The sequence below is a fragment of the Rudanella paleaurantiibacter genome, assembly GCF_009184635.1.
GTDB lineage: Bacteria > Bacteroidota > Bacteroidia > Cytophagales > Spirosomataceae > Rudanella > Rudanella paleaurantiibacter.
Genome location: NZ_WELI01000006.1, coordinates 174,157 through 198,392 on the forward strand (window position 1 = coordinate 174,157; position 24,236 = coordinate 198,392).

General features: G+C 54.4%; 17 protein-coding genes. 14 read left to right on the forward strand and 3 right to left on the reverse strand.

Translation table 11 applies throughout. The features are described from left to right. The first annotated feature begins 55 nt into the window (after positions 1-55). The 13 genes from nuoL (at position 56) to purB (ending at position 18,373) form a co-directional block, all read left to right on the forward strand. Positions 56-2,008: an NADH-quinone oxidoreductase subunit L gene (gene nuoL, locus F5984_RS15855; protein ID WP_019988621.1), complete on the forward strand. Its 1,953-nt coding sequence runs from the start codon at positions 56-58 to the stop codon at positions 2,006-2,008. Positions 2,009-2,024: 16 nt separating this feature from the next. Continuing rightward, positions 2,025-3,470: a complex I subunit 4 family protein gene (locus tag F5984_RS15860; protein ID WP_152125229.1), complete on the forward strand. Its 1,446-nt coding sequence runs from the start codon at positions 2,025-2,027 to the stop codon at positions 3,468-3,470. Positions 3,471-3,475: 5 nt separating this feature from the next. Continuing rightward, positions 3,476-4,873 carry an NADH-quinone oxidoreductase subunit N gene (locus F5984_RS15865; RefSeq protein ID WP_152125230.1) on the forward strand — a complete coding sequence of 466 codons (1,398 nt, stop codon included), beginning with the start codon at positions 3,476-3,478 and terminating at the stop codon, positions 4,871-4,873. A gap of 194 nt (positions 4,874-5,067) precedes the next feature. Continuing rightward, positions 5,068-5,556: a GtrA family protein gene (locus tag F5984_RS15870; RefSeq protein WP_152125231.1), complete on the forward strand. Its 489-nt coding sequence runs from the start codon at positions 5,068-5,070 to the stop codon at positions 5,554-5,556. 148 nt (positions 5,557-5,704) lie between these two features. Then, positions 5,705-5,908: a hypothetical protein gene (locus tag F5984_RS15875; protein ID WP_152125232.1), complete on the forward strand. Its 204-nt coding sequence runs from the start codon at positions 5,705-5,707 to the stop codon at positions 5,906-5,908. A gap of 60 nt (positions 5,909-5,968) precedes the next feature. Further along, entirely contained in the window at positions 5,969-6,580 is a 612-nt protein-coding gene (locus tag F5984_RS15880; protein WP_152125233.1) for a SprT family zinc-dependent metalloprotease, read from the forward strand. Beyond that, positions 6,552-10,016, forward strand: a complete 3,465-nt coding sequence (gene porU / locus F5984_RS15885) for a type IX secretion system sortase PorU (protein ID WP_246169036.1) — start codon at positions 6,552-6,554, stop codon at positions 10,014-10,016. The genes F5984_RS15880 and porU overlap by 29 nt, the downstream gene beginning before the upstream one ends. 124 nt (positions 10,017-10,140) lie before the next feature. Further along, complete coding sequence (gene porV / locus F5984_RS15890) at positions 10,141-11,325, forward strand: type IX secretion system outer membrane channel protein PorV (protein WP_152125234.1); 1,185 nt, start codon at positions 10,141-10,143, stop codon at positions 11,323-11,325. Positions 11,326-11,563: 238 nt separating this feature from the next. Then, positions 11,564-12,847 (forward strand): M16 family metallopeptidase, encoded by a 1,284-nt coding sequence (locus tag F5984_RS15895; RefSeq protein ID WP_152125235.1) that lies wholly within the window; start codon positions 11,564-11,566, stop codon positions 12,845-12,847. 152 nt (positions 12,848-12,999) lie between these two features. Beyond that, positions 13,000-13,650, forward strand: coding sequence for a glycerol-3-phosphate 1-O-acyltransferase PlsY (gene plsY, locus F5984_RS15900; protein WP_152125236.1), 651 nt, complete (start codon positions 13,000-13,002; stop codon positions 13,648-13,650). A gap of 160 nt (positions 13,651-13,810) precedes the next feature. Then, positions 13,811-15,187 carry a dipeptidase gene (locus tag F5984_RS15905; RefSeq protein WP_152125237.1) on the forward strand — a complete coding sequence of 459 codons (1,377 nt, stop codon included), beginning with the start codon at positions 13,811-13,813 and terminating at the stop codon, positions 15,185-15,187. A 168-nt stretch (positions 15,188-15,355) separates the two neighbouring features. Beyond that, positions 15,356-16,921: a DUF1207 domain-containing protein gene (locus F5984_RS15910; protein WP_152125238.1), complete on the forward strand. Its 1,566-nt coding sequence runs from the start codon at positions 15,356-15,358 to the stop codon at positions 16,919-16,921. A 111-nt stretch (positions 16,922-17,032) separates the two neighbouring features. Continuing rightward, a complete protein-coding gene (gene purB / locus F5984_RS15915) occupies positions 17,033-18,373 on the forward strand; it encodes an adenylosuccinate lyase (protein ID WP_152125239.1) in 1,341 nt (446 codons plus the stop codon). Positions 18,374-18,437: 64 nt separating this feature from the next. Here the strand turns inward: purB and F5984_RS15920 are convergent, their stop codons facing one another. Continuing rightward, positions 18,438-19,961 carry a 4Fe-4S binding protein gene (locus tag F5984_RS15920; RefSeq protein ID WP_152125240.1) on the reverse strand — a complete coding sequence of 508 codons (1,524 nt, stop codon included), beginning with the start codon at positions 19,959-19,961 and terminating at the stop codon, positions 18,438-18,440. Positions 19,962-20,174: 213 nt separating this feature from the next. Here F5984_RS15920 and F5984_RS15925 point away from each other — a divergent pair, with 213 nt between their 5' ends. Further along, entirely contained in the window at positions 20,175-20,570 is a 396-nt protein-coding gene (locus F5984_RS15925) for a hypothetical protein (protein WP_152125241.1), read from the forward strand. Positions 20,571-20,699: 129 nt separating this feature from the next. Here F5984_RS15925 and F5984_RS15930 read toward each other — a convergent pair whose 3' ends face one another. Both F5984_RS15930 and F5984_RS15935 read right to left on the reverse strand, forming a co-directional pair. After that, positions 20,700-23,045, reverse strand: a complete 2,346-nt coding sequence (locus F5984_RS15930; protein WP_152125242.1) for a hypothetical protein — start codon at positions 23,043-23,045, stop codon at positions 20,700-20,702. Positions 23,046-23,199: 154 nt separating this feature from the next. After that, the gene (locus F5984_RS15935) at positions 23,200-24,228 is read right to left on the reverse strand and encodes a DUF6807 domain-containing protein (RefSeq protein WP_152125243.1); all 1,029 of its coding nucleotides are present in this window, start codon (positions 24,226-24,228) and stop codon (positions 23,200-23,202) included. Positions 24,229-24,236: the final 8 nt, after the last annotated feature.

Genomic DNA, 24,236 nt, shown 5'->3' on the forward strand with positions numbered 1-24,236 from the left:
TGCAACCGGTAAGCATGACTGAAAACGGAAAACAGCAAACTGAAAACTTGTTTCTATGCAAGCTGAACTACTCTGTATTCTTATTCCCCTATTGCCCCTTCTTGGTTTTGTGGCCAATGGTTTGGGGTTCCGTCGGGTTCCGGCGTCGTTGGTAGGGCCGCTGGCCGTAGCCGGGCCGGTGCTGTCATTTCTGGCGGTTCTTAGCCTGTTTTCAAACTTCCGGGCCGGGGGTAATCAACCCTTCAAAGCCTTGTTGTTCGACTGGATCAGCGTGGCCGACCTGCATATTAACTTCTCTTTCCAGATCGATCAGCTCTCGCTGATTATGCTGCTGGTGGTGACGGGCGTAGGCTCGCTCATTCATCTCTACAGCATTGGCTACATGAAGCACGATGAAGGATACGGCAAGTTTATGGCTTTCCTGAACCTGTTCTTGTTCTTCATGCTCCTGCTGGTGATGGGCTCCAACTACGTCATCATGTTTATTGGCTGGGAAGGCGTTGGTTTGTGTTCATACCTGCTCATCGGGTTCTGGAATACCAATACCAGTTACAACAATGCCGCCCGCAAAGCCTTTGTGATGAACCGGATTGGTGACCTTGGCTTCCTGCTGGGCATTTTCCTCATCTTCACCACCTTTGGTTCGGTTGAATACAGCGATGTGTTTGCCTCGGCAACGGGAATGACCATTGGCGATAAAACGGTGCTGGCCATTACGCTGCTGCTGTTTGTAGGGGCTATGGGTAAGTCGGCGCAGATTCCGCTCTACACCTGGCTGCCCGACGCTATGGCTGGCCCAACACCGGTTTCGGCCCTCATTCACGCGGCTACCATGGTGACGGCCGGCATTTACATGGTGGTTCGGTCCAACGTACTGTACACCCTGTCTCCGCTGACGCTCGAAATCATGGGTGGTATTGCGATGGCAACGGCCCTGCTGGCCGCATCGATTGGTCTGTTGCAGAATGATATTAAGAAAGTACTGGCTTACTCAACGGTGTCGCAGCTCGGCTACATGTTCCTGGGTCTGAGTGTAGCGGCTTATACCGGCGGTATGTTCCACGTACTGACGCACGCTTTCTTCAAGGCGCTCCTCTTCCTTGGGGCTGGTAGTGTAATTCATGCCATGTCCGACGAGCAGGACATCCGCAACATGGGTGGTTTGCGCAAGTACCTGCCCATCACGTTCTGGACGTTCCTGATCGGTACCATTGCTATTTCGGGTATTCCGCCGTTTGCCGGTTTCTTCTCGAAAGACGAAATCCTGGCGCATGTTTGGGAGCACAACAAGGTACTCTGGGCGTTGGGTGTGCTGGGATCCGCCATGACTTCATTCTATATGTTCCGGCTTTTGTTCCTGACGTTCTTCGGTGAATTCCGGGGCACAGCCGAACAAAAACATCACCTGCATGAGTCGCCCCTGACCATGACCCTGCCCCTGATGGTACTGGCGGTATTGTCGGTAGTGGGTGGTTTGCTCAATGTGCCGCACGCACTGGGTGGACACTCTGCCCTGGCCGAGTTCATGGCACCGCTATACGCCGGATCACAGCAGGTGAACCCGGCCGCCTTTGGTGGTCACACCATGGGCGCCAGCGAAGAACTGATGCTCATGGGCATTTCGGCGGGGGTAGCTCTGCTGTCGGCCATTGTAGCTTATGTGATGTACGTCCGTAACGCGGCCGTACCCGCCCCTGATTCGGCTGAGCGGTCGCTGCCTGCCAAAGTGGTGTACAACAAATACTACATCGACGAATTTTACGAAGTACTCATTGTGCGTCCGGTGCGGGCACTGGGCGATGGGCTCTACAGCGTTGGCGAATTCGTTGTCGACGGGGTGGTGGGTGCCGTAGCCTGGTTGGTTCGGACGGTATCGGGCCAACTTCGGCTGGTGCAGAACGGCTCCATTGGCTCGTACGTGTTTGCCATGGTTCTGAGCCTGGCCCTGATTATTGCCCTGCGGTTTTTTATCAACTGGACGTCCGTTTTGGGCTACCTGAATATCTGAACGTAACGACCCATTCATGCTCACGCTTGCTCTTATTTTCTTCCCGGCCGTAGCAGCCACGGTCACGTTACTTCTCAACGGTGACTCGGCTAAGCGGTTTGCCCTCGGGGCCGCTCTTCTCGAGTTTTTGCTGGCGGCCTACGTAATCAGTCAGTTTATAGCCACGCCCGAGTTTCAGTTTGGCTTCGACGTGCCCTGGATCAATGTCCTTGGTATCCGGTTCAGCGGTGGAATCGACGGCATCAGCATCTTGCTGGTTTTATTGACTGGTCTGCTGGTTCCGCTTATTGTACTGTCGGCCTTTGGCCAGAATTACAATCGGTCGGCCACGTTTTACGCCCTGATTCTGTACATGCAGGCGGCCCTGATGGGGGTATTCACCGCCCGCGATGCGTTCCTGTTTTATCTCTTCTTCGAAGCTGCCCTGATTCCGGTGTATTTTCTGGCGGCTTTGTGGGGTGGTGCCAACCGAATCCCGGTTACGTTTAAGTTTTTCATCTACACGATTTTTGGTAGCCTGCTGATGCTCGTTGCCCTTGTGTATCTGTACTACCAAACGCCCGGCCTGCATTCGTCGGCCATTGCCGATTTCTACAAGCTCAATCTGACACCGGCTGCACAGGGCTGGGTTTTCTGGGCTTTCTTCATTGCCTTCGCCATCAAGATGCCGGTGTTCCCATTCCACACCTGGCAACCCGATACCTACGTTGAGTCGCCGACACCAGCCACCATGTTGCTGGCGGGTATCATGCTCAAAATGGGGGTTTACGGGCTTATTCGGTTTATTCTGCCCATTGTACCCGCCGGTCTGGATACCTGGGGTATGATGGCCGCGGTCCTGTCGGTGATTGGTATTGTGTATGGTTCGGTCATCGCTATCCGTCAGCGCGACATGAAGCGCCTGATCGCGTACTCATCGTTTGCGCACGTGGGTCTCATGGCTGCCGGGGTTTTCTCACAGACTACCTATGGCGTACAGGGTGCCCTGATTCAGATGCTGGCGCACGGTATCAATGTGGTGGGTCTGTTTTTCGTAGCCGAGCTGATCTTCGACCGGGCCAAAACCCGGCAACTCGATCAGTTGGGCGGCATTACCCGCACTACACCCAAGCTGACGGTGCTGTTTATGATTCTGATGTTGGGTAGTGTGGCTTTGCCGCTGACCAATGGCTTTGTGGGTGAGTTTCTGCTGCTCAAAGGCGTGTTCGACTATAACAACTACCTGGGGGCGTTGGCCGGCCTGACCATCATTCTGGGCGCGGTGTATATGTTGCGGATGTTCCAGAAAACCATGTTTGGCAAGCCCAGCAACAATACACAGTCGTTTGCCGACCTGAGCACCTCCGAACTATGGGTGCTTGTTCCCTTAGTATTCTTTGTGTTCTGGATGGGCTTGTATCCGGCCTCATTCCTTAAACTCACCGAACCCGCCGTTACGAACCTGTTGCGGTACATCAAATAGACATCATGCTACCCATCATATTACTTTCGGTTTTCGGAATTGCCCTGTTGTTTCTGGGGTTTGCCAAATCAAAAGCGATTTTACTCCCGGCTACGCTGCTGTTTATTGCCATAGCCTTCGGAGCGTCGTTTGTTGACTGGGGCAAGAATTACATGTACTTCAACGACATGTTGTTGTCCACCAATCTGTCTATTGCCTTTACGGCTATTGTGCTGTTGTCGGCGTTCATGGTGGTGTCGTTGTCGAGCAGTTTTCTGGAGGATGAATCGGCTCAACCGGCCGAGTACTACGCCATCATGCTGTTTTCGCTGGTGGGCGCCATCATGATGATTAGTTTCGAGAACCTCATCATGCTGTTTGTAGGAGTCGAGATTCTGTCGGTAGCTATGTACGTACTTACCGGTAGCGACAAGCGCAACCTGCGCTCCAACGAGGCCGCTTTGAAATACTTCCTGATGGGGTCTTTCGCCACGGGTATCATGTTGTTTGGCCTGGCCCTGCTTTACGGAACGTCTGGGTCATTTGTGCTTTCAGACCTCCGTTCGTACGTAAACGGCGGGGTTGCGTATGGTTCACCCCTGTTGCTGTACATGGGCCTACTGCTGCTCTTGGTGGGTATCCTGTTCAAAGTATCGGCGGCTCCGTTCCATTTCTGGACGCCCGACGTGTACGAAGGGGCCCCCACGCTGTTCACGGCGTTTATGTCGACGGTAGTGAAAACGGCTGGCTTTGCCGCTCTGCTTCGCTTGCTATCGTTTTCATTTACGGGCATCTATTCGTTCTGGGGCGTTATTCTGATGGCGGTAACGGTGATTACGCTGGTTGTGAGCAACTTTACGGCGGTGTATCAGAGCAGCTTTAAGCGGATGATGGCTTACTCGAGCATCTCCCATGCGGGCTATCTGCTGATTGCCCTGACGGCCGTAGGTCAGCAGAGCAAGCAGGCACTGGTGTTTTACTCACTCGCTTACTCGGTAGCCACAATTGCAGCCTTTGGGGTGCTGCTCGTGGTGAGCCGCCATCAATCAGGCGAAGGCAAGCCTACCGACGAAAGCTACGATGCCTTCAACGGCCTGGCCCGACAAAACCCGTTACTGGGCTTTATTATGACAGTAGCCATGCTATCATTGGCGGGTATTCCGCTGACGGCCGGCTTCTGGGGTAAGTTTATGGTGTTTACGACGGCCGCCAACCGGGGTATCTTCTGGTTGCTCGTTGTGGCCGTGCTGATGTCGGCGGTAAGCATCTATTATTACTTCCGTGTCATCATTGCCATGTACCTCCGCGACGGGCAGACGACCGCCATTCGGGTAGCCCCATTCTATCGGTATGTACTAATTGCTGCTACCATTCTTACCATTGTATTAGGTATATTGCCTAACTTGGTTCGCAGTCTGGTGTAACGCAGTATGAGCATACCCATTGTGGGATAGCTCATCGTTTCAATACGCATTGCTCTGAACGGCTACACAACCATTCTGTCTATTGGTTGTGTAGCCGTTCAATCAGTAAAGAAGTAAGGTCTAAGCCAACGGCTAACTTATCCATTCGTTTGTCGGTTGAATACCTATTCAGAACAACTAACTGGCCTGTAAACGTGAATGTAGAGGTACTACAAACAACCAAAATCGGTCGGCGTAAAGACTTTCTTACGTTTTTCCTGACGGCACTGTTTGGGGCCTCCGTCAACTTCTTTAGCCAGATCGTGTACCGCGAAAATCTGGACTACACCTTTGATACGAGTGTCGTGCTGGGCTACCTGACTGCCACTGTCGTCAGTTTTGTTCCGACTAAAGTGTACGCATTCTCGGCCCGGCAAACGGGCAATACCAGCCGCGAAGCCGTAAAATTTGTAGCCATTGCGTTAGTGGCCTGGGCGGTGCAGTACTTCGTATCCGTTGGCACGCTCCGCTGGATTGCCACCCCTCTGCTACCCAAAGTAGAAATATTCTGGCGCGAAAAAACCTCACACGTAGCCGGTATGGGTTTTAGCTTCCTCGCCAATTATTTCGGGCATAAGCTGCTTACCTTCCGCAGCACCGGCGTATATGACCGCCTGCGGGCACGGACCGGCCGGGTTTCGTAGCCCCATTTCAATAAAGTTAACCTACCTGCAAACAGGATTTTTCTGATAGATAAGCCCTTGAATCAAAATTAAATAGGGGTTTGCTTTGTATTTTTCAAGCTAACTCTACTATTTGCAGGTGGAACTTAAAACAACCACTATTAAGACAATGAAAAAAGCACTCGCTTTACTGTTCGTTGGTACGATGGTCACTTTCGCTGCCTGCCAGAGCAAGCCTAAGACTGAAGAAGCTGCTGTTGACTCAACGGCAACGACTACCATGTCAACTGACTCAGCTGCCATGTCAACCGACACGACGGCTGCTGCAGCTACGGATTCAGCTGCTGTTGCTCCTGCCGACAGCGCGAAGTAATTTCGGACACCAACCGAAAGCACTGGAAGAAGCCTTATCTTTGATAGGGCTTCTTTTTTTATGGACGTTTTTGAAAGGTATTTCCCGGCCGGGGCCTCGGCCTACGCACGAGAGCTGTGGGGGGAATACAAGTTTGGATTTACCATTTCGCGCCCCCGTCGTACACGGCTGGGCGATTTCAGGGCGCTGCCCGACGGGTCATTGCATATTTCGGTCAATGCCGATCTGAATCCGTACGCGTTTCTGATTACGTATGTGCACGAAGTGGCGCATGCGGCTGTGCACCGGGCTCAGCCACTGGGTCGCCGTCGGACTATGCCCAAGCCACATGGGCCGGAATGGCAGCAAACGTTTGCCAACCTGATGCGGCCTGTGCTGACCGCATCGGTTTTCCCGGAAGCTATTCTGACGCCCCTGCGCGACTATCTCCGGCAACCAGCAGCCTCCTCGCACGCACATCCGGGTTTAATGGCCGCTTTGCGTAGTGCTGATCCACAACCAGCGGGCCGGGTGCTGCTACAGGATGTGCCCGAAGGAAGTGCGTTTCGGTTGGCGAAAAAGACCTTTGTGCGGGGTACTGTTCGGCGCACCCGTATCGTTTGTAAAGAGGTGGCATCGGGCCGTTCGTATGCGATTCTGGCTCATGCTCTGGTCGAGATGGAAAATGGATAAGGTGTACGGTTTTCGGGGGAACAGGCAACGTGATGGCGGAGCAGGCCGGCTGGTGTGGTTCTGCCGGTACGGGTTGGCCGGTTTGGCTCTTCTACTGAGTGTGTACGCATCGGCCCAGTCGGTTTTGCGCACCGGTACGTGGGTCAAAATCGGTATTACCCAAACAGGTCCGTACCGGCTCAGTTACGAGGCTATAAGTGCTATTCAGCCAGCTTTTGCCAATGCCGACCCGCGCCGTTTTCGGCTGTACGGCAACGGTGGAGCCCCTTTACCGCAAGCCAACTCGACTCCACGCCCAGCCGATCTCACCGAGAACGCCATTCTGGTCGAAGGCGAGGCCGATGGCCGTTTCGACCGGGGTGATGCCTTGTTGTTTTGGGGTGAGGGCCCGCACGTAATTCGGCAAGACTCGGCAACGGGCCGGTTGAGCCACACCATTAACCCCTATAGCGATACCACTTTTTATTTCCTGACCGTAGCCGATCAGCCCGGCCGCCGAATGGCCATGCGGGCACCGGGCGATGGCACCGGCTTACCGGCCGTATCATCGTTTGCCCATTACCGGTTTCACGAACTCGAACAAACGAGCCGTGTGCGGTCGGGGCGTGAGTGGCTGGGTGAGTTTTTTGGCATTACGACTGAGCAGACGTTTGCGTTTGACATCCCCGGTCTGGTGACCAATTCGCCCATAGAAATTACCTCATCGGTGGTGGCCGATGCCCCTGCTACCACACAATTTACTCTCCGCCTGAATAGTCTGTCCCTGGGGACGCAATCGGTTGAAGCCCTTTCAGGATACCGCTACGACCGGAAAGGCATCGAGAACCGTCGCCTTTTCTCGGCCACGGCGGGTACCGACCCCAACCTGCGGGTTACGCTCAGTTACGATAGGGCCGGTCAGTCGTCGGCAGCGGCTTACCTCAATTTTCTGGGGGTCCAAACCCGACGGGAGTTGCGACTGTACGATACCCCGACGTTGGCATGGCTTTCTCCCGGTCGGTACACCGTGCGGCAGGTTACGGGTGGGTTGCGTGTGTGGGATGTGAGCCTGCCTACTGCGCCCGTGAGCCAATCAGTAACCCCCACAGGCCCCGATGGTACGTGGGCAAGCGCGAGCCAGGGGAGGTATGTGCTGTTTGCCGATAACCAGTTTAGACAACCTCTCACACTCGCGTTGGTGCCTAATCAGAACGTGCGGGCCGAAGCAACGCCCCAGCTGCTGATTGTGACCCCGGCGGCTTTCCGGGCTGAGGCCGAACGACTGGCATCCTTCCGGCAAACCAATGATGGCCTCACCACGCTGGTTGTGACCACGCAGCAGTTGTATAACGAATTTGCGTCGGGGCAGCCCGACCCGACTGCTATCCGCGATGCGGCCCGGTATTTCGACAGGAAAGCACCCGGCACTTTGCGCTACCTGCTCCTGTTTGGCGATGCTACCTTCGATTACCGGAACCTGTCGGGTATATTAAACCCGGCACAGTGGGCCAATACGGTACCCGTGTACGAAAGTCGCGAATCGCTCCACCCGGTGCTTAGTTATTCGTCGGACGATTATTTTGGCTTTTTGCAGGAAAATGCTGGTGAATGGCCCGAAACGAATGCCGGTGACCTACGGCTCGACATTGGGATTGGGCGACTTCCTGTGAAAACACCTGACGAAGCCCGTACTGTGGTCGATAAGCTGATTCGGTACGCTACCGACCGCTCGCTGGCTGGCGATTGGCAAACCCGGGTTGCGTTCGTAGCCGATGATGGCGACTCAAACATTCACCAGAATGATGCCGACCAGCTAGCTCGTGATATTGAACGGAAAACCCCATTCCGGCCGCAGCGAATTTTTCTGGATGACTTTGTGCAGGAGTCGGCGCCGGGCGGGCAGCGGGCTCCGGGCGTGAATCAGACCATCAGCCGGATTATTGACGAAGGCCGCCTGATTATCAACTATACCGGTCATGGGGGCGAAACCGGCTGGGCCGAAGAGCAGGTGCTGACCCTGAACGACATTTTTACCTGGCGAAACCGGCGTTTGCCCCTGCTCGTAACGGCTACCTGTGAGTTTGGGCGCTACGATGACCCCAACGTAAACTCCGGGGCCGAACTGGCGCTGCTGAGTCGGCAGGGCGGGGCCATCGGTTTGCTTACCACTACCCGCCCGGTGTACGCCAATACCAACTTTCTGCTTAACGAAGCCTTTTACCAGGCCGTGTTTAAACCTGTGAATGGCCAGATGCCGCGCCTGGGCGATGTGTTTCGGGAGACGAAAAACAACAGTTTGAGCGGCAGCCTCAACCGCAACTTCGCCCTCATAGCCGACCCATCCATGCGGTTGGCCTATCCGCAGGCCGACGTTGCCCTAACGCACGTCAACGGGCGGGCTGTAAAGGCGGGTGCTCCCGATACCCTGCGGGCGTTGCAGTCGGTGGTGCTGGAGGGCGAAATTCAGCAGCCAGCTACCCGCCAGCGCATGAGCGATTTCAACGGACGCGTGCGCCTGACTCTCTACGACAAACCGCTTTCGCGTACCACACGCGGCACCGAGAGTAGCCCGATGAACTACCAAACCTACGCAAGCCTTATTTTCTCGGGGCAGGTAGCCGTGAATCAGGGTCGTTTCCGGGTGCAGTTTGTGGTGCCCAAAGACATTGATTATAGCTTTGGGCAAGGGCGGTTGTATGCCTACGCGCTACGGGCCGACAGCCTATTCGATGCGATTGGGCAAGCGGCCAGCCTCGTTATCGGCAGTACGGCAGCGAATCCGGTTGTTGATACCCAACCACCCTCGCTCACCCTGGCCGTAATCGGGGGCACTCCAGATGGGAGCGATCGGGTTCGTGTGGCCGGGCCCGACGTTACGTTACGCATTCAGGTGGCCGATAATCTGGGTATTAATCTGGCACAAACCGGCTTGGGTCATGAGCTAACGGCGCAATTGAATACAGACGCTCCAATCGTTTTGAACAGTAATTACGTATCTGAAGATAGCGAAGGTCGGCGGGGGAGTGCGAGCGTAACGTTCCGAAACCTGCCTTCGGGGTCGTACACGGTGCGGGCGAAAGCCTGGGATGTTAACAATAATTCAACCGAGGGGGCGTTGACGTTTATAGTGTCGGAAAAGCCCTCCCTGCTGATTCGTTCGCTCTGGGCCAGCCCCAATCCGGTAGTCGATCAAACGCAGTTGGCACTGAACCACAACCGGCCGGGCGAAACACTCGACTGGTCAGTGCAGGTGTACGATCAGGCCGGGCGTTTACTGAGCGAACAGGTTGGTCAGTGCGATAGTTGCCCCGAAACGGTGTCGTTGGGTCAATGGGACGGACGAAACGGGGCTGGGTCGTTGCTAATCAACGGGTTGTATCTGTACCGGGTCGTGCTTCGGGCCGCTTCGGACGGTTCCGAAGCTAAAGCTGGCAACCGGATTCTGCTGGTGCGGTAACACACTGGATAAATGCCCGGCATCAATTTTGAGCACTTTTTTTCATTCATAGCGAATCGTCGTAATTTTGACCCCCGGCCCGCATCTCAGTGGAGATCAGCGCCGTGTTCACTTACCATATTTTATGAAGCGCAGCTCTTCCCGCCTTTTTCTCGGAGTCATCTGCTTTGTTCCTTTTCTGGCTTCCGCGCAAACAACGCCAGTAAATGCCAGCGGTCAGCAAGTCCGCAATGCCGTTACCTCTGCGGTGCCATTCCTGAACTTCACGCCCGATGCCCGTAGCGGTGCCATGGGCGATGCCGGGGTCGCTCTCAGTGCCGACGCTAACGCCATTTACTGGAACCCCTCCAAACTGGTATTTGCCGATAAAGACGCCGGAGCCTCGCTCTCGTACACGCCCTGGCTGCGCGACCTCATCGGCGACATGTATTACACCAACCTGATGGGGTATAAGAAGATCGGTAAGAATCAAGCTATTGGCGCTTCGATGACGTATTTTGATCTCGGAACCATTCAGTTCACGACTAGTCAGGGCCTGGCTGCCGGTACGTTCAACTCCCGCGAGTATGCCTTTACCGGGTCGTATTCGGCCCGTCTGACGAAGAACTTCTCAATGGGCGTAAACATCAAGTACCTGAACTCAAACCTTGCTGGTTCGACGATGGTAGTGGGTACGCCGGTGAAGCCAGCTGCCACTGCTGCTGCCGATATTAGCGCGTTTTACCGGAACGAGGTTCGCGACGAAGCAACCGGCCGGGGCCTTGGCCTGGCGTTCGGAGCCATGCTCTCGAATCTGGGTGGCCGCGTATCGTACGGGACAGATCAACGCTACTATATCCCAACCAATTTCCGTTTGGGAACCGCTTTGACGTACTATGCCGATCAGTACAACAAATTCAACATCGCGCTGGACCTGAACAAGCTGATGGTGCCTACACCGCCTGTCGACACAACGAAGTCGTACATTGCGTCGGTGTTTGGTTCCTTTGCCGATGCACCGGGTGGTTTCTCTGAAGAACTGAAAGAGGTTACGATCTCGACCGGGGTGGAGTACTGGTACAATGATCAGTTTGCGGCCCGGCTGGGCTACTTCCACGAGTCGGCGCAGAAAGGCGGCCGTCGGTTCTTTACGGCTGGGGTTGGCATCCGGCTTCAGGATCGGTACGGCGTTGATTTCTCGTATCTGATGCCCGTCACGCAGGGAAGCCCACTGGCTAATACCTTCCGGGTATCGCTGCTGATCAACCTGAGCAAAGGCGTTCGTATTGCCGATGATGAAGAAGATGTCGAAGATGACTCTTCCAACTAAAAGTGAATGAACAATGTAAAATGCACAATGCAATAATTGGTTTATCTGCTGATAATCAGCTTCCCCGTTATACATTTTACATTTAATTGTACTTATATTCAGTTACTAACGGGAAGACGTTAGGCTTCAGGCTCGATTAAGACTGTCTGACGCCTAACGTCTTTCCGCATACATACACCTACGGGTTTGCGCTCAGCCAACCCTCTTGCGTAAGGCCCCCCTGAGGGGCCGTTCGGATATGCTTTTAGATCGTACACAGTCACCTTCGTTTCAGGCCATTCATGAAGTGCGTTTGCCCGCCGTGCAATCTACCACATTGGCCAATGGTTTACCCGTTCATCTGGTTTCGGTTCATCAGCAGCCGGTTATGCGGATCGAGTGTATTTTCGATGCCGGTACCTGGTACGAAAATGGGCAGGCGGGTGCTGCCTTTTTCGCTATGAAAATGCTCGCCGAAGGAACCGCCGGGCATTCGTCGGCCCAAATCAGTGAGTATTTCGACCGGTACGGGGCGTTTCTGGAACTCAACGCTGGCCCCGACCGGTGCAGTGTAGTGGTGTACTGCCTCACGCGCCATCTGGCCGATGTGTTGCCTATGGTGAAAGAAATGCTCACCGAACCGGTGTTCCCTGAGAAAGAGTTTGAAGACCTGCGCAACATTACGCTCCAAAACCTGCGCGTCAACCTCGAAAAGAACGCCTATGTGGCCGGGGTGCTGTTTCGGGAAAATCTGTTCGGGAAGGCGCATCCGTACGGGCGTACACAGCGGCCGGAGGTAGTCGAACAGATTACCCGGACCGATATTGCGGGCCATTTCGACCGAACCATTCGCAACCGGCCCTTTCAGGTCTTACTGGCCGGACACGTGACCGAAGCGGAAGTTGCACTCGTAGATCATTACTTCGGCTCCATGACCTTTGCCGGGGCCGTTACCGACACAGAGGCCCTGCCCGAACGGACCACGAGCCAACCGGTTATTCTGGCCGAAAAAGCCGAGAGTCTGCAATCGTCAATTCGGATGGGACGCCGGTTGTTTACCCGCGATCATCCCGATTTCTTCCCGATGCTGGTGACCAACGAACTGCTGGGGGGTTATTTCGGGTCGCGACTCATGAAGAATATCCGCGAAGAAAAAGGGTTCACCTACGGCATTTCGTCAAATCTGATCTCATTCCGGCACGAAGGCTACTTCCTCATCGGTACCGATGTAAAGAAAGAGTTTACCCAGCAAACCCTCGACGAAACCCGGAAGGAGATCCGGCGATTGCAAACCGAGCTTGTTCCGGCCGACGAGCTCGAAACGGTCAAGAATTTCATGGCGGGTGAATTTGTGGGGTCGCTTAACACCCCATTCGAAATTGCGGACCGGTACAAGCTGATTCTGCTGGATGGCCTGCCAACCGATTTTCTGACGAATTACGTGGCTAACATCCGGTCTGTTTCCGCCGAAACCATTGCCCAAATGGCTACCCGCTACCTGACCGAAACTGACCTTATTGAGGTCGTAGTTGGAGGAAAGTAAGATTATGCAATAAAATAATGGTTTTGGTATATTTGATATGCCAAAAACTTTTATTAAATCTCAACTTTGGGATAATATTGACGGTTTCATGTGTTATCATTGCGACTGCCTGCAAAATAAAATGTAGGTTCAATCCATAATAACTCACGTTTATGAGTGTATTGGCTGTAGCCGTAGCGTTTGTACTTGCGTATCTGTTGGGCTCCATCCCAACGTCTGTTTGGTATGGTCAGGCCTTTTTTGGGGTCGACGTTCGCCAGTTTGGAAGTGGTAACGCGGGAGCCACCAACACCTTTCGGGTGCTGGGCAAGCGGGCTGGTACAGTAGTAATGCTGGTTGATGTGCTCAAAGGCTACACGGCCGCTTTACTGGCTACGCTCCTGGGGCAGATTGGCTGGATTACCGAAGACCATATCCTGATTTTTAAGCTTCTGTTTGGCCTCACGGCCGTAGTGGGTCACCTGTATCCGGTGTTTGCTCAGTTTCGGGGTGGCAAAGGCGTTGCTTCATTGTTGGGTATGGTACTGGCTACGCACCCGGAGGTAGCTGCCGTTTGTATCGGTATCTTTTTGCTGGTGGTGCTTTCGTCGCAGTACGTATCACTCGGTTCAATGCTGGCTGCACTGGCGTTTCCGGTTCTGCTGCTCATGCGCGCCTTTGGTCAGAAAGAAAGCCCCCTGCTCATTGTGTTTGGCTTTGTGGTGTTTCTGCTGGTGGTGCTTACCCACAAAAAGAATATCAGCCGAATCCTGAACGGACAGGAAAGCCGAACCGTGCTGATTCGGTTGCGGAAACGGAAATAAAGATTTACGAAATAGGGTGGGCATACGCCCCGAAGCGAAGGCACTGTGCAGAGATTAATTCTGTTCCGGTGCCTTCGCTTCTTTGTATGAGGGTTTCAAAACCCGCCCGGTTTTTGCCAACTTTGCGAATCAACAGCGTGAACCTAAAAACCAAATCCTGATGAATGCTGCTACTGCATCGTACATTGAGTCAAACAAACAGCGTTATTTAGACGAACTGCTCGAACTGCTTCGGATTCCGTCTGTATCGGCCGACTCCAAATTCAAAGATGATGTTCGGCGGGCGGCTGAGTTTGTCCGTGATAAACTGACAGCGGCCGGTGTCGACCGGGCTCAGTTGTTCGAAACGGCCGGGCACCCGATTGTGTACGCCGAAAAACTGATTGACCCGGCTCTGCCTACCGTGCTGGTTTACGGCCACTACGACGTGCAACCCGCCGATCCCTACGAACTCTGGCACACGCCCCCCTTTGAGCCAACCATCCGTAACGAGCGCATCTATGCCCGTGGGGCCTGCGACGACAAAGGCCAGTTTTACATGCACGTGAAGGCCATTGAGGCCATGATTGCCACCAACTCACTGCCTTGTAACGTGAAGGTGATGATTGAAGGCGAGGAGGAAGTGGGTTCAGACCATCTGGGGCTTTTCGTAACCGAAAACCGTGAGCTTCTGAAGGCCGATGCCATCCTGATTTCCGACACGAGTATCATTGCCAACGATGTGCCCTCGCTCGAAACAGGTCTGCGTGGCCTTTCGTACGTAGAGGTGGAAGTGACCGGCCCTAACCGCGACCTGCATTCGGGGGTGTACGGCGGAGGAGTCGACAACCCGGTGAACGTATTGTGCCAGATGATTGCATCGCTGAAAGATGCCGACGGTCATATCACGATTCCGGGCTTCTACGATAAAGTAGTTGAACTGAGTGCCGACGAGCGTACCGAAATGGCGAAAGCACCTTTTGACCTTGTCGAGTACAAGCGCGATTTGGGTATTCAGGAGGTGTTTGGTGAGGCTGGTTACTCAACCATCGAGCGGACCTCGGTACGGCCCACACTCGACGTAAATGGTATCTGGGGCGGCTACATTGGCGAAGGGGCCAAAACGGTGTTGCCATCCAAAGCGTCGGCCAAAATCAGTATGCGACTCGTACCGAACCAAACGCCCGACGAAATCACCGAGTTGTTTACCCGGCATTTTGAGTCCATTGCGCCGGCGTCTGTGCGGGTAGAGGTGCGGCCACATCATGGTGGGCTGCCTTACGTGATGCCTACCGACTCGGTGGAGTTCGAAGCTGCCAGCCGGGCTATGGAAGAGTCGTGGGGGAAAAAACCGATTCCGACCCGGGGTGGAGGCAGTATCCCGATTGTGGCGCTCTTTGAGCAGGAGCTGGGTATCAAGTCGATCCTGATGGGTTTCGGGCTTGATATCGACGCGCTTCACTCGCCCAACGAGAGTTATGGCCTGTTTAATTTTTACAAAGGAATCGAAACCATTCCCTTGTTTTTCAAGCACTACGCGGCTCTCAAACAGAACTAAGCGTATTTTGCATCCTAAGAAGCTGTTTGAGTTAATCGCTTTGGTCCGTAAGGGCGTCTTTGGGCCCTTGGCTTCTCCACTCCTTACAGCCTTAAATCGCTAACTCAAACAACTTCTAAAGAGGAGCGAGAGGGATTCTCTACGCTCCTCTTTTTGTAAGCCTAAATCATGCGCACTACTACTCAATTGATAGGTCTGCTGCTTGTTGCCAGTACGCTGACAGTCTACGCACAGACCCCTACTTCGCCGACGAGCAAAACGCTGACCCCCGCCGAACAGAAGCGGCAGGAGCGTTTGCAGCGAGAAATCGAAGCGCAACGTAAGTTTAAAGCCGAAATGGCCGAGCGGCAACGGCAGTATTTTGCCGAACAGGCCGAAAAAGAGCGCAAACGTAAAGAGCGTGAAGCCCAGAAAGAGGCCCAAAAACGGGGCGAAACACCCGCGGCCAAAACAGAAGCACCAAAGCCTGCACCGTCCAGCATGGCTCCCTCCAGCACGGTACCTCCCGCACCAGCTCCAGCTCCGGCATCGACGCCCGTAACGGCACCATCCAGTGCGGCACCCTCCAGTGCGGCACCTCCGGCTGCTACATCGCCAATTTCGACGGCCCCGGCTGAGGCACCCACCCCAACACCGAGTAAACCCACCACCGCCGACCGCGAGCGCGAAGCCCGACGCGCAGCTGAGGCTGCCCGGCAGGAGCAGGCTGCCCGCGAGAAAGCGGCTCGGCAAGCCCAGGAGGCACAAAACCGCGAAGCAGCCCAAAAACAGCGTGACGTACTTCAGCAACAGCGCGAGGCCGCCCGTCGGCAGGCGGAGCTGGATCGGCAGCAGCAACAGCAGCAACGGGAGGCCGAGCGGGCGCTCGATCGGCAAACCAAGGAACAGCGTCGGCGCGAAGAAGCGGCTACGGCTGCGGCAACCCGCCCCGACACAACGGCGGCATTCAGTGCCCGGAAACAGTTATTTCCCAAAGACCACCTGTTTGCCCCCATTCTACTCGATCCGCTTCAGTCGCAGACGTACGGTAGTGTGTTACCGCTGTTTGTGAGCAATGGCGAGCGTTACGAAGGAACGATTGTGCCGTTTGCGTTTGGTTTGCAGAAACCGTTCTTCCGGCGGCAAACCGGCACCAACCGGGCCAGCGAATGGGCTCTCGATGTCGCTTCGTTTACGCAGTTTGAGGTGTACAAAGACGAAAAAATTAACAAGCAACGTCGGCAACTGATTAACACCGACTACCGGGTGGGTATCTCGTACCACCTTCGGCGCGGAGTTGGCACCTGGCGATTCCGGGCGTATCACCTTTCATCGCACCTCGGCGACGATTTTATCATTCGGAATCAGCTCAATTTCCGGCTCCCCAACGCTGTCAATTACGAACTGATCGACGCAACGTACAGCCAGCAGATACGTGACGTGCGCGTGTACGGAGGGGTGGGCGTAGGGCTGCGCATCTCGCAGGAGCGCAAGCCCCTGAGCGCACAAGCGGGATTCTGGTACAAAAAGCCATCGACCAAAAACGCGCAGCTGGTAGGTGGACTTGATCTGAAAATGTGGCAGCAAACCAATTTCAGGCCGGGCGTAAAAGCCGGTATCGGAACAACCGTGGGGCAGGGACCCAATAACCTGACATTCCTGCTCGAAACCTACGCGGGTTTCCGGCCGTACAGCATCTACGAAGCCGACCGGGTGTTCTGGTTGGGTGTCGGGGTGTATCTGCAACCGTTCTAAGCGATGCCAGGACTACGGATTGAGTGGCTTGTACCGACTCAATCCGTAGTCTTACCAAACTAACCGCCCGAATCCGTTCCATCCCTGCGCCTATTGCAATATCTTTGCCGGATGGAATTATCTGCGCTGACGGCAATCACGCCCGTCGATGGCCGCTATCGTCGGCAAGTAACCGCTTTGGCCCCGTACTTCTCTGAATTTGGCCTGATTCGGTACCGGGTTCGGATCGAAATCGAGTACTTTATCGCGCTCTGCGAGTGGCCCATTCCCCAACTGGCTGATACAGATAAGAACCTGTTTCCGACACTCCGGGGTCTGTACGAAAACTTCACGGAGGCCGACGCCCTTCGGATCAAGGAAATTGAGGCTACAACCAACCACGACGTTAAGGCGGTTGAGTATTTCATCAAAGAAAAACTGCAAAGCCTGCCCATTGCCGATAAGCTGGAGTTTATCCATTTTGGCCTGACCTCGCAGGACATCAACAACACGGCTATTCCGCTGTTGCTCGACGAGGCTCTCAAAACCGAAATTACACCCCTTTACCGCGAGGTAAATGAGCGGCTACGGCAACTAGCCGACCAATGGGCCACTGTCCCGATGCTGGCCCGTACGCACGGGCAGCCCGCTTCGCCAACGCGCCTGGGCAAAGAGTTGCTGGTTTTCTGCGAGCGGATCGACAAGCAGCTCGACCTGCTGGTGCAGATTCCGTCGGCAGCCAAGTTTGGCGGAGCCACGGGTAATTTCAATGCGCACCATGTAGCCTACCCGGCTATCAACTGGAAACAGTTTGGCGATGCCTTTGTGCAGAGCCTGGGGCTGGTTCGGAGCCAGTTTACTACCCAGATTGAGCATTACGATATGCTGGCGGCTACGCTCGACGCGTTTAAGCGGCTCAACACGATTCTGATTGACCTGGACCGTGACATCTGGACGTATGTCTCGATGAACTACTTCAAGCAGAAGCTGAAAGCGGGTGAGGTTGGCTCGTCGGCCATGCCGCACAAGGTAAACCCGATTGATTTTGAAAATTCGGAGGGGAATCTGGGCATCGCCAATGCGTTGTTCGAGCATCTGTCGGCCAAATTGCCCATCTCCCGCTTGCAGCGCGACCTGACCGACTCAACCGTGTTGCGCAACCTGGGCGTACCGTTTGCCCATGCCGTGATTGCCTTAAAAGCGACGCTCAAAGGGCTCAGTAAGCTTGAATTGAATGAAGCGGCTTTGCGGGCCGACCTCGAAGAAAACTGGGCTGTAGTGGCCGAAGCTCTCCAAACTATTTTGCGTCGGGAAGGCTACCCACAACCCTACGAAGCTCTGAAAGCCCTGACGCGGACCAACGAGAAAATCACGGCCGATAGCATCCGTCAGTTTATTGAGGGGCTAAACGTGTCGGAGTCGGTAAAAGCCGAGCTCCGCGCCGTAACCCCGCACGGGTACGTTGGAATATAAGTAACTGGAAGATACGACGGTCTGGTACCCAAAATAGGCTTGCTTTGGGTACCAGACCGTTTTTTTAGATGTTACGGGTATCGACTCGCCCGGTTTCGAGGTTCAGAACCCCCCGCGGGCACACGGCCGAACAGATACCGCAGCCCACGCACGACGAGCGCACGATGTCTTGCTGACGTTGGGCGTACCAGCGCACATCAATACCCATTTCACAGTAGGCCGAGCAATTGCCGCACGAAATACACTGCCCCCCGTTGGTGGTAATCCGAAAGCGTGATTTAAAACGCTGGACCAGACCCAGATACGCGGCCAACGGGCACCCAAACCGGCACCAGACCCGGTTGCCCATGATGGGGTAAAAACCGGTACCAATAACCCCCGAAAACAGGGAGCCTATGTAAAACCCATAGGCCGACCGAACGCTGTACGAATCGAGCACACCCAGCACAGTCGATTGGCCGGTGAAGTAGGTGTACAGAACGAGGGCCGTCATCACTACGGCGAAAACCAGTACGCTATGAACCATCCACCGCTCAAACTTCCAGGCCTCCAGCCGTTTGTCGGACAGTTGGCGGTACGGGTCACCGAGGGTTTCGGCCAGGCCCCCGCAGCCACATACCCATGAGCAATACCAACGCTTGCCGAAAAAGTAGGTGAGTACCGGCACGCCCACGACGGTCAGAATAATGCCCCAAACGAGCATAAACACTCCGAAGGTGCCAGCCTCAATTTTGGCGTTGAGCTCGTAATCGAAGAAAAAATCGTAGTCGAGCGGCCAAATATTTTTCAAGTCCTGATACGGCTGGTTGAGCAAAGCGAGTATTTCGGGGATCAGGAAGGCAAATGAGACCTGAAAGAACATCACCGAAGCCGTACGCCATTGCTGATATGGGCTGTGCCGGTGCCGAACCAGCATTCGGATGCCCATGACCAGAATCACCACCGTGTATAGAAATCCGTACAGGAACCATTGGCTGGCGAGTGTTTCGGTGCCCTGTTTGCCGCTAATCAGTTGCCGAATGGGGCTCACCAGGAGTGTCCAGTTGGTCAGGTATTCGGGGAAGAAATAAAGCAGGATATAAAACCCAATCAGAAACGACCCCACGAGCCAGGCTACCCAACCCCTATTGGTGGCTGGATGCTCGTACAAATGCTCGTTTCGAATACCTGCCGGGCCCCGGTATTTTGGGTTAATGAGCACATATAACAGCCCACCCAGTGTAGCTAAGCCAATACTCAGCCAGAACCACAGCCACGGATGGCTGGCCACGGCCCCTACCGACGCGGCCTGGGTTACGGCAAATGTATAATTGTCATAAATCACAGCATCCCATTGGCTTTGGGTACGCATCTCTTCATTATAGCCATCTATAGCGCCCTGAAATGCCCCGATAAAGGCTATCTGGTTATCGTAAAGTTTGTCGCGCATAGGGGCCGTTCGGTCGAGCAGAACTGCCCGGTGTTCGGGTTTTACTAGGCCCGTCAGCGCGCTTTCGGTAAGCCGGAACTGCCCCAGTGTGAGGGTGAATACGAAAACCGCAAAACCGGTCAGAAAGAGCCCAAGCTCCAGATTACGTAAGAGGTGCATGTGTTAACCAAGGCGAAGAATGTACTTGTGTAATATACGACACCCGGCTTGTAATGGTTCTATGCCGGTCGATTAAACCATTAAGTAGATTTTGGCTCTAAAGTTTGGTTACTAAGAAGGAATTCCAATTAAAATTTTATGAAACATATGGAATTCCTATTGTATAGTCAGTCTAGTGTCTAAATTTGTTTAAACGCTTTTGCCGTAGCTGTTATGCCGACCGTAACTTATGAATCACTGAAAGCCGAGCAGGCCTGGATGGTCGTTTCGGATCAATTGAACCAACGTAACACGTTGCTCTCCAGAGGAATCAGTCACCTCGAACGTCAGGCAACTGAGTTGCCACTCGCCAGCCGATTAATGATTCTGCGGTACCACCTGCGGCATAGCCTGCGCAAAATGACGGGCGATGCCCGACGGTTGCCCCGCAACTCCGACGAGGCCGATGCCATTAGTCAGCAGTGGATGCACATTCATCAGTTGCACTTTTTGCTGCGTCAGATCGATGCCGAATTAGAGAACGCTTCGGAAGACAGCGATGCGTTCCGCGATTGGCTCGAATCCATGGAGTCGCGCGTGTACAAGTCGGCTCTGGTCACCTTGAACTAAGGGTTTACCGAATACGTGAACGAAATAAAAAAAGCCGCCCCTCAAGTTGGGGGCGGCTTTCTGTTTAGCATATTCTCTCAAATAAAAAGACAAGATTTGGGGGAGCCATTGGCCCACAGGCCGGCATGTTTACTGAAGTCGTTTATGCCGTATGATTACGCAGGAGGGTTCTCCACAATCGGGAATCAAGCCAAATGACGGGTCGGTCGATTGGGCCGGGGCCAGCGCTCGCAGCGACGGCGCGGTCGGGGCTGGGTTCTGAAGCTGAACTTTAGGGCTAAGCAGGCCGTAAACAGGCGAGAAATTCGACTGCCGGGTGCTTATAGTGCGGTGTAACGGCTGACCTGCCACGAAGTTCGACGCGTCGAGAGCGATGATATAAATTTCGTTGGCGTACATATTATTGAACTGGTAAACGCCCTGGGCGTTGGTACGAACCCGGTCGAGTACTTTACCATCAGCCGGGTTACCATCTCCGTTGGGGTCAGAATAGAGCGTAGCCGTCACGTTTGGCACACCCGGTTCACCCAATTCCTGTCGTCCGTTACGAGCAATTCCGTTGCCGCGTCCGTTGTCCAGAAAAACCACGCTGGAGAGCGACTGCGGAGGCCCACAATCCGGTACGTTAATGGCCATCAGGTCAACTGCACTGAAGGTATCATTGGCCAAAGCCACAACGTACGTACCGGCTTTCTGAAGGTCTCGCACGGCACCTTTGGGGCTGATGGTAGCCAACGACCCGCTTGGTTTACTGATCATCCGCCATGATAGACCCGCTGAAGGAGCTGTCAGATCGAGCGTAGTAATGCCGCACCGGGTTGTGATATCAGGACCAGCATCGGGCACTACGTTCGATGGGGTGGGGTTTACCGTGACCAATACCGTATCGGTACAAACGGTGGCCGGAGCCTCGGGCTGTGGTGGGGGCGGGCCGTCGGGGCTGGTCGAAATCCATTCAATCTGGACGGAGCCGGTGGTTTGTGAACCTGCCGGTGGAGTCAGCTGAATTTGCCGGATAATAGACGAGGCCCAGTTGGTATTACGTAGATCGATCTCGTACGTACGAAACTGATTGTCGTTGACCACCGTAAATTCTTTGAACCGGAATCCGAGAAAGTCGGAATCCTCAAAGTTGCGCCAGTGAAACTGGTACTTAGTCTGGTTGTTGTTCAGGTTGAAAGCGGCCCGTACGTACACTTTGGGGTTGTCTGAACCTTTCCAGTGAACGGCGGGCGACTTGAACAGTTGCGATCCCTGACCATTGTGTACAATCTGTACTTTGTTGCTGATCGGAAAGCCTGTATCGTTCCCTTCAAACAGGTGCCATCCGGCCCGGCTGTTCGAAAACCGGTAGTTAGGCCCGGTGTCGGGACGTGGTTGGGCATATACGTAAGCCCGAATGTCGTTGACATGGCCTACCACCAGCTCATAATCGAAATCGGTAACGGAGTTATGATCGAGTTGGGCAAACGGTGTGGCGGCAATGTATGACGTACTGGAGCCAAACTCGTTGTCGGTAAACTCGTCGCCGAAAAATCCTTCCTTAAAAAACAGATTATTCGGCGAGTACAGGCCCACACCGGTACCATCGTCGCGGGTAAGCGCCATCCAGGGCTCCGATACCTTCACGTTGGCCAACTCAAACGGAGCCGTGCGCTGGTATTTATCGCCGTTGGTGAAAGGTTGTGCGCCGGTATATCCCCAGGCTTTACGATAGGCTCCGTTGAGGTAAAGGCACGGAAATTCCTGCTCACGGGCAGTGAACTGGGTTTTATCATTGCGGGCAAGCGTAACCCGGACGTGTACTTTTACAACCGGGCCCGCCAGCCGAACCCAATGTTCGATGATGGTGCCTTCTTCGTAATTACGCAGGGGCCAGAACTTGGCGGCCGTTTTCACGTACAGAAGATTGTCGCGTTTCTCAAACGCCAGAATACGACCTGGGTTCCCGTAGTAGTCGCCAGCCTGAAGGGGGTTCCAGCCAATCTGACTCCAAACGTCTTTGATTTCAAAGCCAGCAGGTTTGAACGGAACAGGCCCCGAGTAGGCAGCTACCTGTATCTGGCGGCCAAGGTCATAATTATTGACCATGTTGACGCCCGTTTTGGTGGAGAGGTACGTGATAGCCCCGCCGTAACGGCCATCTACACCTACTTTGATCTGGCCGTTGTCGAGCATTTCGAGCCCGGTAAGCGTGTTGCTGCGCAAAGGGCCGTCCGACTCAATAGGACGGTCGGCGTGCATGTTCATGCTGTGCGCAATGGACGACAGCACAAACCGATACGTACCGGGGGTGCGCATACCGCTGATCGCCCCAGTCTGAGCGTGAATGGTGGCATCGGCCACTGGGTTGCCGGAGGGCATACACCAGAAATAGCCGGCTGGAGCGTCTTTCAATTTGAAAGACGACTGGGTAGTGCTCTGGTCAGCACCTGCGTCGGGTTTAACGCAGGGAATCTGGGCCAGCGCCTTCATGGTCGTTAAATGGGTGATCAGTAAAAGCCCTGTCCAGATTCCTCTGAAACGCCGTTCTCGTAAAAAAACCATACCTGGATTGACTTCTTTTTTAGCCTCAGGTATGGTTCTGAACAAAATGTATGCCAGTATGTTAAATAGCTCAAAATGGGCCTTACTGACCTGTAAACGCCTTATTCTGAGCTTCAATGCTCGCGTTGTCGTTAGGGCCGGAAGTAATTACAACCCGGTACTGGAATGTAACTGATTTGCCTGCGCCGAGCGTATAGTTCATCGGGGCGGCCTTGCCACTCGACAATACCGAAGGAGCCAGCGGATTGGCCGCGTATAGGCCATAACCTCTTGAGTGCCAGTAAGTAGGATAGCCAACATTTTTCGGGTGATCCATGATAACGACCGAGACGTCTTCATCGTTGATCCTACCGGTCAGGTTCATCCATTTGGCGCGGGTGCCCCAAACGGCCTCGCCTTCAACGCCTTCGCTGCTATGGTATTTACCAGTGATACCGGCGCTTGCCGTAGCCGCTACTTTGGTAGCTATCCCGTTTGCGTCGGTGAAAACTTCGGGTTTGTTGGAAGGGTGTTCCAGCTCCCGGCTAACCCGAATAGCAACCATACCTTCTTTGTTGTCTTTGAAAACAACGTCTTTACCCAGGGCGGTGAGGGTGGTAATCCGGTCGATGCTGCGCTGCTTGCCGCTGCCCTTGAAAATATACGTGGTGCGTTCGCGAAGCATGGGCTGATTGTCTTTATCGAGCCAGGCGGCTGTCACGACCAGCTCGGCCTGATCTTTTCCGCTTTTCATCGATTGTACACCCGTATGCACAACCGTTCCGTAGGTGCCTTTATGGTCAGGGCTAATATCAGTCGAGTTGTTCCAGAAGTCGTGGCCGTTTACGTCGCCGTAGTTCAACCACATACCCACGTGGTGGGGGTGGTCAACGCGCTCACCGGGGCGCGGGTCGAGGGGCCAACCCCGCGTGATGAAGTTACCGCCCGCTGTTCGGATAGGGTACAGAACGGCTTTTTTGAGCGATGCCGGGCCGGGGTAGATGTAGGCCGTAAAGGGTTTACCGTCGACGGTGACCTCAACCCGCTTGGCGGCCTCGTCGTGACGAAGCTGAATCCGGTTTTGGGCAACGGCCGACAAGCTGATTAACGACAGGAACAGGATCTTTTTCATGAATTTCG

What these genes read in the sequence shown, in the direction of transcription:
- nuoL (WP_019988621.1), top strand. Translation starts at nt 56, where the DNA reads ATGCAAGCTGAACTACTCTGTATTCTTATTCCCCTATTGCCCCTTCTT.
- F5984_RS15860 (WP_152125229.1), top strand. Translation starts at nt 2,025, where the DNA reads ATGCTCACGCTTGCTCTTATTTTCTTCCCGGCCGTAGCAGCCACGGTC.
- F5984_RS15865 (WP_152125230.1), top strand. Translation starts at nt 3,476, where the DNA reads ATGCTACCCATCATATTACTTTCGGTTTTCGGAATTGCCCTGTTGTTT.
- F5984_RS15875 (WP_152125232.1), top strand. Translation starts at nt 5,705, where the DNA reads ATGAAAAAAGCACTCGCTTTACTGTTCGTTGGTACGATGGTCACTTTC.
- F5984_RS15880 (WP_152125233.1), top strand. Translation starts at nt 5,969, where the DNA reads ATGGACGTTTTTGAAAGGTATTTCCCGGCCGGGGCCTCGGCCTACGCA.
- porU (WP_246169036.1), top strand. Translation starts at nt 6,552, where the DNA reads ATGCTCTGGTCGAGATGGAAAATGGATAAGGTGTACGGTTTTCGGGGG.
- porV (WP_152125234.1), top strand. Translation starts at nt 10,141, where the DNA reads ATGAAGCGCAGCTCTTCCCGCCTTTTTCTCGGAGTCATCTGCTTTGTT.
- F5984_RS15895 (WP_152125235.1), top strand. Translation starts at nt 11,564, where the DNA reads ATGCTTTTAGATCGTACACAGTCACCTTCGTTTCAGGCCATTCATGAA.
- plsY (WP_152125236.1), top strand. Translation starts at nt 13,000, where the DNA reads ATGAGTGTATTGGCTGTAGCCGTAGCGTTTGTACTTGCGTATCTGTTG.
- F5984_RS15905 (WP_152125237.1), top strand. Translation starts at nt 13,811, where the DNA reads ATGAATGCTGCTACTGCATCGTACATTGAGTCAAACAAACAGCGTTAT.
- F5984_RS15910 (WP_152125238.1), top strand. Translation starts at nt 15,356, where the DNA reads ATGCGCACTACTACTCAATTGATAGGTCTGCTGCTTGTTGCCAGTACG.
- purB (WP_152125239.1), top strand. Translation starts at nt 17,033, where the DNA reads ATGGAATTATCTGCGCTGACGGCAATCACGCCCGTCGATGGCCGCTAT.
- F5984_RS15920 (WP_152125240.1), bottom strand. Translation starts at nt 19,961, where the DNA reads ATGCACCTCTTACGTAATCTGGAGCTTGGGCTCTTTCTGACCGGTTTT.
- F5984_RS15925 (WP_152125241.1), top strand. Translation starts at nt 20,175, where the DNA reads ATGCCGACCGTAACTTATGAATCACTGAAAGCCGAGCAGGCCTGGATG.
- F5984_RS15930 (WP_152125242.1), bottom strand. Translation starts at nt 23,045, where the DNA reads ATGAAGGCGCTGGCCCAGATTCCCTGCGTTAAACCCGACGCAGGTGCT.
- F5984_RS15935 (WP_152125243.1), bottom strand. Translation starts at nt 24,228, where the DNA reads ATGAAAAAGATCCTGTTCCTGTCGTTAATCAGCTTGTCGGCCGTTGCC.